This is a genomic window from Serratia inhibens (assembly GCF_003591175.1).
Lineage (GTDB): Bacteria > Pseudomonadota > Gammaproteobacteria > Enterobacterales > Enterobacteriaceae > Serratia > Serratia inhibens.
In genome coordinates this window covers 1-3281 of the sequence record NZ_QYYG01000019.1, presented here as the reverse complement: position 1 = coordinate 3281, position 3281 = coordinate 1, and the positions used below count along the sequence as shown (strand labels likewise).

Sequence of the window (3281 nt, the reverse complement as noted above, 5' to 3'; positions counted from 1 at the left end):
TTGCTCTTTAACAATCTGGAACAAGCTGAAAATTGAAACATGACAGCTGAAACTTATCCCTCCGTAGAAGTACTGGGATAAGGATTAACCTGTCATAGAGTCTCTCAAATGTAGCAATGCGAAGTGAAACACCTTCGGGTTGTGAGGTTAAGTGACTAAGCGTACACGGTGGATGCCTAGGCAGTCAGAGGCGATGAAGGGCGTGCTAATCTGCGAAAAGTGTCGGTAAGGTGATATGAACCGTTATAACCGGCAATACCCGAATGGGGAAACCCAGTGCAATCCGTTGCACTATCGTTAAGTGAATACATAGCTTAACGAGGCGAACCGGGGGAACTGAAACATCTAAGTACCCCGAGGAAAAGAAATCAACCGAGATTCCCCCAGTAGCGGCGAGCGAACGGGGAACAGCCCAGAACCTGAATCAGTTTGTGTGTTAGTGGAAGCGTCTGGAAAGTCGCGCAGTAAAGGGTGATAGCCCCGTACACTAAAATGCATATTCTGTGAGTTCGATGAGTAGGGCGGGACACGTGACATCCTGTCTGAATATGGGGGGACCATCCTCCAAGGCTAAATACTCCTGACTGACCGATAGTGAACCAGTACCGTGAGGGAAAGGCGAAAAGAACCCCGGCGAGGGGAGTGAAATAGAACCTGAAACCGTGTACGTACAAGCAGTGGGAGCCTACTTTGTTGGGTGACTGCGTACCTTTTGTATAATGGGTCAGCGACTTATATTTTGTAGCAAGGTTAACCGTATAGGGGAGCCGTAGGGAAACCGAGTCTTAACTGGGCGAATAGTTGCAAGGTATAGACCCGAAACCCGGTGATCTAGCCATGGGCAGGTTGAAGGTTGGGTAACACTAACTGGAGGACCGAACCGACTAATGTTGAAAAATTAGCGGATGACTTGTGGCTGGGGGTGAAAGGCCAATCAAACCGGGAGATAGCTGGTTCTCCCCGAAAGCTATTTAGGTAGCGCCTCGTGAACTCATCTTCGGGGGTAGAGCACTGTTTCGGCTAGGGGGCCATCCCGGCTTACCAAACCGATGCAAACTCCGAATACCGAAGAATGTTATCACGGGAGACACACGGCGGGTGCTAACGTCCGTCGTGAAGAGGGAAACAACCCAGACCGCCAGCTAAGGTCCCAAAGTCATGGTTAAGTGGGAAACGATGTGGGAAGGCATAGACAGCCAGGATGTTGGCTTAGAAGCAGCCATCATTTAAAGAAAGCGTAATAGCTCACTGGTCGAGTCGGCCTGCGCGGAAGATGTAACGGGGCTAAACCATGCACCGAAGCTGCGGCAGCGACGCTTAGGCGTTGTTGGGTAGGGGAGCGTTCTGTAAGCCGTTGAAGGTGGCCTGTGAGGGTTGCTGGAGGTATCAGAAGTGCGAATGCTGACATAAGTAACGATAAAGCGGGTGAAAAACCCGCTCGCCGGAAGACCAAGGGTTCCTGTCCAACGTTAATCGGGGCAGGGTGAGTCGACCCCTAAGGCGAGGCCGAAAGGCGTAGTCGATGGGAAACAGGTTAATATTCCTGTACTCGGTGTTACTGCGAAGGGGGGACGGAGAAGGCTAGGCTAGCCGGGCGACGGTTGTCCCGGTTTAAGCGTGTAGGGGGAGAGAATTGGTAAATCCGTTCTCTTATTCAACCCTGAGGCGTGATGACGATGCACTACGGTGCAGAAGTAGTTGATGCCAAGCTTCCAGGAAAAGCCTCTAAGCATCAGGTAACACAGAATCGTACCCCAAACCGACACAGGTGGTCAGGTAGAGAATACCAAGGCGCTTGAGAGAACTCGGGTGAAGGAACTAGGCAAAATGGTGCCGTAACTTCGGGAGAAGGCACGCTGGCGCGTAGGTGAAGAGACTTGCTCTCGGAGCTGAAGCCAGTCGCAGATACCAGCTGGCTGCAACTGTTTAATAAAAACACAGCACTGTGCAAACACGAAAGTGGACGTATACGGTGTGACGCCTGCCCGGTGCTGGAAGGTTAATTGATGGGGTCAGCCGCAAGGCGAAGCTCTTGATCGAAGCCCCAGTAAACGGCGGCCGTAACTATAACGGTCCTAAGGTAGCGAAATTCCTTGTCGGGTAAGTTCCGACCTGCACGAATGGCGTAATGATGGCCAGGCTGTCTCCACCCGAGACTCAGTGAAATTGAACTCGCTGTGAAGATGCAGTGTACCCGCGGCAAGACGGAAAGACCCCGTGAACCTTTACTATAGCTTGACACTGAACATTGAGCCTTGATGTGTAGGATAGGTGGGAGGCTTTGAAGCGTGGACGCCAGTCTGCGTGGAGCCAACCTTGAAATACCACCCTTTAATGTTTGATGTTCTAACTCGGCCCCGTAATCCGGGGTGAGGACAGTGTCTGGTGGGTAGTTTGACTGGGGCGGTCTCCTCCCAAAGAGTAACGGAGGAGCACGAAGGTTAGCTAATCACGGTCGGACATCGTGAGGTTAGTGCAAAGGCATAAGCTAGCTTGACTGCGAGAGTGACGGCTCGAGCAGGTACGAAAGTAGGTCTTAGTGATCCGGTGGTTCTGAATGGAAGGGCCATCGCTCAACGGATAAAAGGTACTCCGGGGATAACAGGCTGATACCGCCCAAGAGTTCATATCGACGGCGGTGTTTGGCACCTCGATGTCGGCTCATCACATCCTGGGGCTGAAGTAGGTCCCAAGGGTATGGCTGTTCGCCATTTAAAGTGGTACGCGAGCTGGGTTTAGAACGTCGTGAGACAGTTCGGTCCCTATCTGCCGTGGGCGTTGGAAGATTGAGAGGGGTTGCTCCTAGTACGAGAGGACCGGAGTGAACGCACCACTGGTGTTCGGGTTGTCATGCCAATGGCACTGCCCGGTAGCTAAGTGCGGAAAAGATAAGCGCTGAAAGCATCTAAGCGCGAAACTTGCCTCGAGATGAGTCTTCCCTGGGCCTTTAAGGTCCCTGAAGGAACGTTTAAGACTAAGACGTTGATAGGCTGGGTGTGTAAGTGCAGCGATGCATTGAGCTAACCAGTACTAATGATCCGTGAGGCTTAACCTTACAACACCGAAGGTGTTTTAGAGAGAGTATATTTTCAGCGAAGTTCCGAGATTGGTTTCAATGGCGACACGAGAGTGAAGCGGTTGGAATGAAACAGAATTTGCCTGGCGGCAATAGCGCGGTGGTCCCACCTGACCCCATGCCGAACTCAGAAGTGAAACGCCGTAGCGCCGATGGTAGTGTGGGGTCTCCCCATGCGAGAGTAGGACACTGCCAGGCATCAAAT

The 3281-nt window shown here is 52.1% G+C and carries 2 rRNA genes; both read left to right on the top strand.

Going from position 1 to position 3281, the window contains the following annotated elements:
- Positions 1-145 precede the first annotated feature (145 nt).
- Positions 146-3055, top strand: a 23S ribosomal RNA gene (locus tag D4100_RS25430).
- Between the two features lie 103 nt (positions 3056-3158).
- A 5S ribosomal RNA gene (gene rrf / locus D4100_RS25425) occupies positions 3159-3274 on the top strand.
- The last annotated feature ends 7 nt before the right edge of the window (positions 3275-3281 follow it).